7 protein-coding genes are annotated in these 6,482 nt (G+C 41.8%); 3 read left to right on the forward strand and 4 right to left on the reverse strand.

The genetic code is table 11. The features are described 5' to 3' along the window. Positions 1-84 precede the first annotated feature (84 nt). Positions 85-1,104, forward strand: coding sequence for a gliding motility lipoprotein GldB (gene gldB, locus E1163_RS15825; protein WP_155173428.1), 1,020 nt, complete (start codon positions 85-87; stop codon positions 1,102-1,104). A gap of 4 nt (positions 1,105-1,108) precedes the next feature. Here gldB and E1163_RS15830 read toward each other — a convergent pair whose 3' ends face one another. The 3 genes from E1163_RS15830 to E1163_RS15840 form a co-directional block, all read right to left on the reverse strand. Beyond that, positions 1,109-1,834, reverse strand: a complete 726-nt coding sequence (locus E1163_RS15830) for a hypothetical protein (protein WP_155173429.1) — start codon at positions 1,832-1,834, stop codon at positions 1,109-1,111. A gap of 179 nt (positions 1,835-2,013) precedes the next feature. Beyond that, entirely contained in the window at positions 2,014-3,750 is a 1,737-nt protein-coding gene (locus E1163_RS15835; RefSeq protein ID WP_155173430.1) for an ABC transporter ATP-binding protein, read from the reverse strand. A gap of 344 nt (positions 3,751-4,094) precedes the next feature. Next, positions 4,095-4,592 (reverse strand): DinB family protein, encoded by a 498-nt coding sequence (locus tag E1163_RS15840; protein WP_155173431.1) that lies wholly within the window; start codon positions 4,590-4,592, stop codon positions 4,095-4,097. Positions 4,593-4,818: 226 nt separating this feature from the next. Between E1163_RS15840 and E1163_RS15845 the strand changes: the two genes are divergently transcribed. After that, positions 4,819-5,094, forward strand: coding sequence for a (2Fe-2S) ferredoxin domain-containing protein (locus E1163_RS15845; protein WP_155173432.1), 276 nt, complete (start codon positions 4,819-4,821; stop codon positions 5,092-5,094). Positions 5,095-5,106: 12 nt separating this feature from the next. On the opposite strand, the gene E1163_RS15850 is transcribed toward E1163_RS15845, so the two are convergent. After that, the gene (locus E1163_RS15850; RefSeq protein WP_155173433.1) at positions 5,107-5,670 is read right to left on the reverse strand and encodes a ferritin; all 564 of its coding nucleotides are present in this window, start codon (positions 5,668-5,670) and stop codon (positions 5,107-5,109) included. A gap of 240 nt (positions 5,671-5,910) precedes the next feature. Between E1163_RS15850 and E1163_RS15855 the strand changes: the two genes are divergently transcribed. Then, positions 5,911-6,375: a CAP domain-containing protein gene (locus E1163_RS15855; RefSeq protein WP_155173434.1), complete on the forward strand. Its 465-nt coding sequence runs from the start codon at positions 5,911-5,913 to the stop codon at positions 6,373-6,375. The last annotated feature ends 107 nt before the right edge of the window (positions 6,376-6,482 follow it).

Consider the following 6,482-nt stretch of genomic DNA (forward strand, 5'->3'; position numbering starts at 1 on the left):
TTTCTCATCAATGTATAATTTTTAGTTATTTAGCATGTTCAATAGTTGAAATCATTAACGACAAATTAAGCGAATAGTTTGATCATGAAAAAAAGCCTTTGTCTATTATTAATACCTGCATTTTTCATTCTATGCCTGTCATCGTGTGGTAATGAAAGTAACGAATGCGCCTACCAACCTGATATAAGCGACATAAAAATAAACATAGAAATAGAGCGGCTGGAAGATGATCTTCTAAGTGTGGAAAGCAAGACAGAGCTCAGGGAGTTTCTAAAGGACAATCCGGTCGTAACGGAGATCTTTCTTAAAAGAAACCAGTATCCGGATGACTCCATAATGATGGAAGCGCTATTTAAAAGATTTAAAAATCCGCATATAGACACTTTGAAAAGCGAAATAGACAGGGTATTTGGTGATTTGAGTGCACTGAAGGCGGATATCACAACGGCATTCACCAACTTAAAATATTATTACCCTGATTTTGAAACCCCAAAAATACAAACAGTTGCTACAGGGCTGGATCACGATCTTTTTGTTTCGGATTCCCTGATCATTATTGGCCTCGATTATTACCTTGGCGACAGTGCAAAATACAGACCTCTGGGCCTCTACAGCTATATGCTGGAAAGGTACAGGCCTCAATATATTACCCCATCCATCATGCTGCTCTATGGGATATCGCCGATGTTCAACAAAACGGATGTTTCTGACAAAACCATACTTGCAGACATGATAGGCTATGGCAAGTCTTTCTATTTTGCGAAACACATGATGCCTTGCACGCCAGACAGTGTGCTGATTTGGTATTCCAATGAAGAAATCGAAGGAGCAAGGGAAAACCAGGATATCATCTGGGCGCATTTTCTTGAAAACCAACTGCTTTACGAAACCAATCACATGGTCAAAAAGAAGTATATAGACGAGCGACCCAAAACCTTTGAAATTGGGGAGAAGGCCCCTGGACGGATCGCAACCTGGCTGGGATGGCAGATCGTGAGGCAATATATGGAAGAAAATGAAGACATAACGCTGCAGGGACTAATGCAGGAGCCTAACGCCAGAAAAATCTTTGACGATTCCGCCTACCGGCCTGAGCGGAGATAAAGTTTTACATTTCTTTGAAGGGATCCTGGCCTTTATTAAGTTCGGCAGTACTCATGGCCAGCTCCACGCCTGATATTTCCACATTTACCACACCATGGTGAAATGAGGAAATACGGGCTCCGGTCGGATAAGTTTGCCAACCATCCCAGCTAAACCTCATACCTCCAAGTGGTATTATTTTTACCCAAAGTTTCCAGGCTATAGGCAGCCCCTCCTCGTTGAGAAACCACAAGTAACTGTCTCCGGGCGTAACTCCTCCGGAAGTATATTGTACAAGCAGTGCATCGCCATGCTCTGTTTTTACCAGACTCCTTTTAGTGCCGGGGTCTTTGACTTTAAAAGGAGCAGCCAGCCAGAACGAGTCATTGGCAAAGTATTCCCATGCCTTTTGCAATGCATTTTCCGCTTCTTTTCCGGATAACAGCGTTTCCTTCTCATACGCTTTTCCTGATTGATCTGTGGTATTTAACAATACGCGCATATTGTCCCATTTCACCTGAACAAGGTCTCTGCTTTTATCCCATATAAAATCATGGCCTCTATAAAACGACCATTTGACAGCTACTGTACTATCCCAGGCCTCATAGTTAACTGCCGTCAGCATTTTATCAGCTAATTGCTCAGCCTCAGGGCCTTCATTGCCCTCTGGTAGTGGCTCATCATACCATTTGTAAAGTATAAAAGCCCCTATGGCAAGAACGGATAACAGAATAATTGATTTTTTAAGCATACAATTGAAGTTGCCTTACAAGATGGCAATTATTTAGATAAATTAGAAAATCTGCTTTCCGGATTATCAAGTCTCTCGTCAATAACAAAAACTTCGGGAGAAGAAGGAGAGATCATGAAGTAAAGTTTTCCGGAGACAGAAATGGGCTGCCGGCAGGCGACCGGCAGCTAATAATTTTCTTAGATCCTGGCCTGATAAGTATAAAGTTGATGGTATCTGCCCTCTTTGGCAATCAATTCATCGTGCTTACCCTGCTCTACAATCTCACCTTTTTCAATAACAAGTATTTGGTCCGCCTGCCTTATGGTGCTCAGCCGGTGGGCAATCACAAAGGTAGTGCGACCCTGCATCAGATCTTTTAAACTTTCCTGTATGTAAGCCTCACTTTCCATATCAAGGTTTGATGTGGCTTCGTCAAGTATCAGTACCCTTGGGTCTGCCAATATAGCCCGTGCAATGGCGATGCGCTGTTGCTGGCCGCCGGAGAGCTTTACACCTCGTTCACCGATAAGGGTATCCAATCCATGCTCAAATCTATCCGTAAATTCATCAACGTGAGCGGCCTTTACGGCATTTAACAATTGATCTTTGGTTGCATTCGGGCGGGGAAACAGAATATTGTCACGAATGGAGCCCTCAAATAAAAAATCGTTTTGCAAAACCACTCCCAACTGGCTTCTGAAACTCTCCAATTTAACCTTACTTAAATCAACACCATCTACGGTAACCTTACCTGCCAAAGGTGTTAGGAAGGATGCTGCCAATCCGGCAATAGTTGTTTTACCAGAGCCTGATGTACCTACAAGGGCAGTCACAGAACCAGGCGGGGCTTTAAAGTTTATATTGCTGATCACCTCCTTGCCCTCTTCATAGGCAAAAGACACGTTGTTAAAAACAATCTCTCCTTTTATATGGTCAACCCGCTCCGTACGAGAAACTTGATCATCTTCAAGTGGGGTGTTCAGAATCTCTTCAGTTCGATCAAGCCCAGCAAAAGCTTCGGTAAGCTGGCTTCCGATATTGCTCATCTGTACAATAGGGGCGATCATAAAACCGAGATATAATGTAAAAGCCAGAAAATCCCCAAACGAAAGATCATTATTCATGATCATATATCCGCCAATACCCATAATACCGGTAGAAGCAAGACCCAGTAGAAAAGTAGCCGAACTGGTTACAAGACTGGTAGAGGTAAGGCTTTTTTTGACATTCAGAAAAAGTTTGTTAACACCGGCTTCAAAGGTTTTTATCTCCTGCTCCTCAGCATTAAACCCTTTGATTACGCGAACACCGCCAAGTGTTTCGGTTAATCGCCCTGTTACTTCTGCATTAATTACTCCACGTTCTCTGAAGATCGGCCTGATGTAGCCAAAAGCTTTCAAAGAAATAACCCCGAATATAGCTACGGGTACCAGCACATACAGCGTCATCATCGGGCTGATACTGATTAGCAAAACAAGGCATATCACAGAAGTAAGGATACCACCAAACAGTTGGGCAAGACCTGTCCCCACAATATTTCTTACACCTTCTACATCGGTCATTATACGAGATACCAACTCTCCTGTCTTGGTATTGTCAAAAAATCGAATAGGTAGTTTTATAATATGCCGCTGAACCTTGGCTCTGAGCTTTGCAATCAGGTTTTGTGCCTCTACACTCAATATTTGGGTCAATGCAAAGGAGGTAACAGCCTGTATGAGTACCGCTCCGGCAACAGCTAAAAGGAGCATTTTCAACATTTGCATATCATTATTGGGAATAACCTTATCCATAAGGTATTTACTGGCCCCCGGCAAAATAAGCCCGGCCAGTCTGCTGATTACAATCAGGACCAGGCCGATAAGTACATGCTTTCTTCGTGGCCACACGATAGTTTTAAAAACGTGGGCTATGGTAACTTTCGATTTGCTCATGAATATGGTTAGGTGGTTAGTTTGACTTTTCTACTAACGTAATTAGAGGAATTTGTTTGTCAGTTAGCGAGATATTTTAAAGCCTGGCTGTCATTTTATGCAATCAAACCAGGGTTATTATAATGTGGGTTGATTTCTAAAACAGAAAAATTTACCGGCTACCAGATTGGGTTAAGGCAGCCGATAACCTTTTAAAATGAAGAGAGACACTACATATTTTTTAGTGCCATATATATCAATAGCACAACCACACCTATCCCTATCAACAGGAGCCCTTCCCCATTCAATATTTCATTAAGCCTTTTCATTATGTTGTTTAGTTGGGGTCAATAGTTTTCTTACACTTAAAAGCTCACATCATCTGCACTAGGTCCGTAGCTCCCCGGAATAGGGATGTCCAATAATCTCAGGTATACACCCAATTGCGCCCTGTGGTGCACTATCTGGCAGTACACCATTCTTAAAACCTCCGCCTTGGTTTCTGAGGAATATACCTGGTTTCCTTCCCGTAAGGTCCAGTTTTCAGTAAGCTGTTGTTCTTGTGCCTGCTCCAGGTGATTTTTACCCTCATTGAGTTTTTGCTCAAAGAAAGTCATAAGTTCTGCCGTATTATTAACAGGAGGTGCTTTATATGGCACTTCTGCCAAATCCAGTTCATCCGTAGTAAGCGTAGTGGTGATCCACCCCGGAAGCTCGGCAATATGGGCCACCAGCTTTTGCACAGTCATGCTTTTGGGATGGGGCTGCCATTGAAATTTTTCATCCGGCACTCTTTCAAACATTTTGCGGGTGGTTTGAGCTTCTTTCTCCAACTCTGATAAAAACATCTTAATCGTTGTCATAGGTTTTTCTATTTTGTTTTACACAAAGAAAAACCCGTGAGGTGACAGCCCTATGTCAGTAATAATTTTGACAGGAAATATTTTTTAAAATTGTTGAGCTTTGTGCCGTAAGTCAGATAGAACATCAAGGCCAGATTTCTGAATATGTAGAGGCGGGAATTTAAATAGAGATAACAGGTCTATTCAGGAATTAATTTACCGTATTTCTGTTATCTTGTAATAGCACATGGAAAATTCAAAATCAAGAAAATATATATTCGTTTGCGCTGCCAAGGACTGCAAAAAGAACGGAAGCAAGAAACTTGAAAAACAACTAACAGGGAAGATTAAGGGCAGTAGCTTGAAGTCATCTGTGGAAGTAATAAAAACAAAGTGTATGGGCCATTGCAAGAAAGGCCCAAACGTGATTGTCAATAACTGCCTTTATCATAAGGTAAAAGAAAACGACCTTGACGGACTGCTTGCCAATAACAAGTTAACCGACACTGTCAGCAGTACATGAAACATGAAGATACTACATCTCTCCTCCGCCGGATTCAAGGCCGGTCTCTGTTCCATTGTTTTCCAACTTGGCAATTTCCTGATCGATGGTCCATAATCCGATGCCTTCTTCACCAATGATGTCAAAGAGCTCTACGGCACGACGAGCAAGGGTTTCTTCTTCACGCTGCTCCGTCACGTACCACTGAAGGAAATTAAATGTTGTAAAATCTTTAGAGTTAAAGCAGTGTTCAACCAGCTCGTTGATGGATTTGGTCACTGCTATTTCATGAGCCAATATATCTTCAAAAACCTCTCTCAGCGAACCAAACTCATGTTTGATATTGGTAATCTCAGGCTGCAGCGCATGCCCGCCGGCATTGTTGATATAGGCAAATAGCTTCAGCATGTGCTGTCTTTCTTCCTCGGAGTGATTGTATAAAAACTGAGCCGACTTAATGTATCCACGTGTATCACACCAGGATGCCATAGACAAATAGCTGGCCGAAGAAAGCCCCTCCATCAAAATCTGCTTGTTCAGCTTTTTCTCGGTTTCTTCACTTAAAGACCTCTTTGAAGTAATAAATTGTTTAGCCATAGTTCAATTATGTTTCTCTACTAAATATAGTTATAAATCTATAGTTAATAATACTGTAAATCCTCAAGTTTGTTTGTTTAGAGGTTAATTTATAATCATTTCAATTAGCGACTACACTAAGCTTGAACTAACTTTTCAGGCTTTTACCATTGATCGTGCCTTTTGGTTTGTTTAAAGAAAAAAATTGTCATAACTCTACCACCCAACTATAAATTTGACTTTGTTTTATCAACCTTAATTATGAAAAAGCTAATCATACGCGTCAGCTATATGTTGCTGATCTCCATAACTCTATTCTCCTGCGATGAAGATGTAGAAACCCCACCGCTGGCAGTAGAAAGTCAAATTATAGATTTGGTTAACGAATACCGCAAATCCATTGGCAAGCCTGAGCTGGAGATGCTCAGTTATATCTCATACGAGTGTCGTGTACACAGTAAAAACATGGCGCAGGGAGCAGTTTCTTTTGGGCATGATGGCTTTGGGGAGCGTGTAGAGCGGATTAAGAGCAATATTGGCGGTGGCGGAGCCAGTGGTGAAAATGTGGCTTATGGCTACAATTCAGCCAAGCAGGTGATGGAAGGCTGGCTCAACAGCTCCGGTCACAGGGCAAATATTGAAGGTAACTTCTCACACATAGGTATTGGGGCATACCAACATAACAACGGCCCAGTCTACTACACGCAAATTTTTATAAAGAAGTAATAAACATGTATCTGGTTAAAAAAATCGGTTTAACGGGAATAATATGCCTGAGTCTGTTTGTTCATCCACTAGCAGCACAAAATGCAGAATTAGGTGCTGGTTTAGGT

Source organism: Fulvivirga kasyanovii, from assembly GCF_009711405.1.
GTDB lineage: Bacteria > Bacteroidota > Bacteroidia > Cytophagales > Cyclobacteriaceae > Fulvivirga > Fulvivirga kasyanovii.

What these genes read in the sequence shown, in the direction of transcription:
- gldB (WP_155173428.1), top strand. Translation starts at nt 85, where the DNA reads ATGAAAAAAAGCCTTTGTCTATTATTAATACCTGCATTTTTCATTCTA.
- E1163_RS15830 (WP_155173429.1), bottom strand. Translation starts at nt 1,834, where the DNA reads ATGCTTAAAAAATCAATTATTCTGTTATCCGTTCTTGCCATAGGGGCT.
- E1163_RS15835 (WP_155173430.1), bottom strand. Translation starts at nt 3,750, where the DNA reads ATGAGCAAATCGAAAGTTACCATAGCCCACGTTTTTAAAACTATCGTG.
- E1163_RS15840 (WP_155173431.1), bottom strand. Translation starts at nt 4,592, where the DNA reads ATGACAACGATTAAGATGTTTTTATCAGAGTTGGAGAAAGAAGCTCAA.
- E1163_RS15845 (WP_155173432.1), top strand. Translation starts at nt 4,819, where the DNA reads ATGGAAAATTCAAAATCAAGAAAATATATATTCGTTTGCGCTGCCAAG.
- E1163_RS15850 (WP_155173433.1), bottom strand. Translation starts at nt 5,670, where the DNA reads ATGGCTAAACAATTTATTACTTCAAAGAGGTCTTTAAGTGAAGAAACC.
- E1163_RS15855 (WP_155173434.1), top strand. Translation starts at nt 5,911, where the DNA reads ATGAAAAAGCTAATCATACGCGTCAGCTATATGTTGCTGATCTCCATA.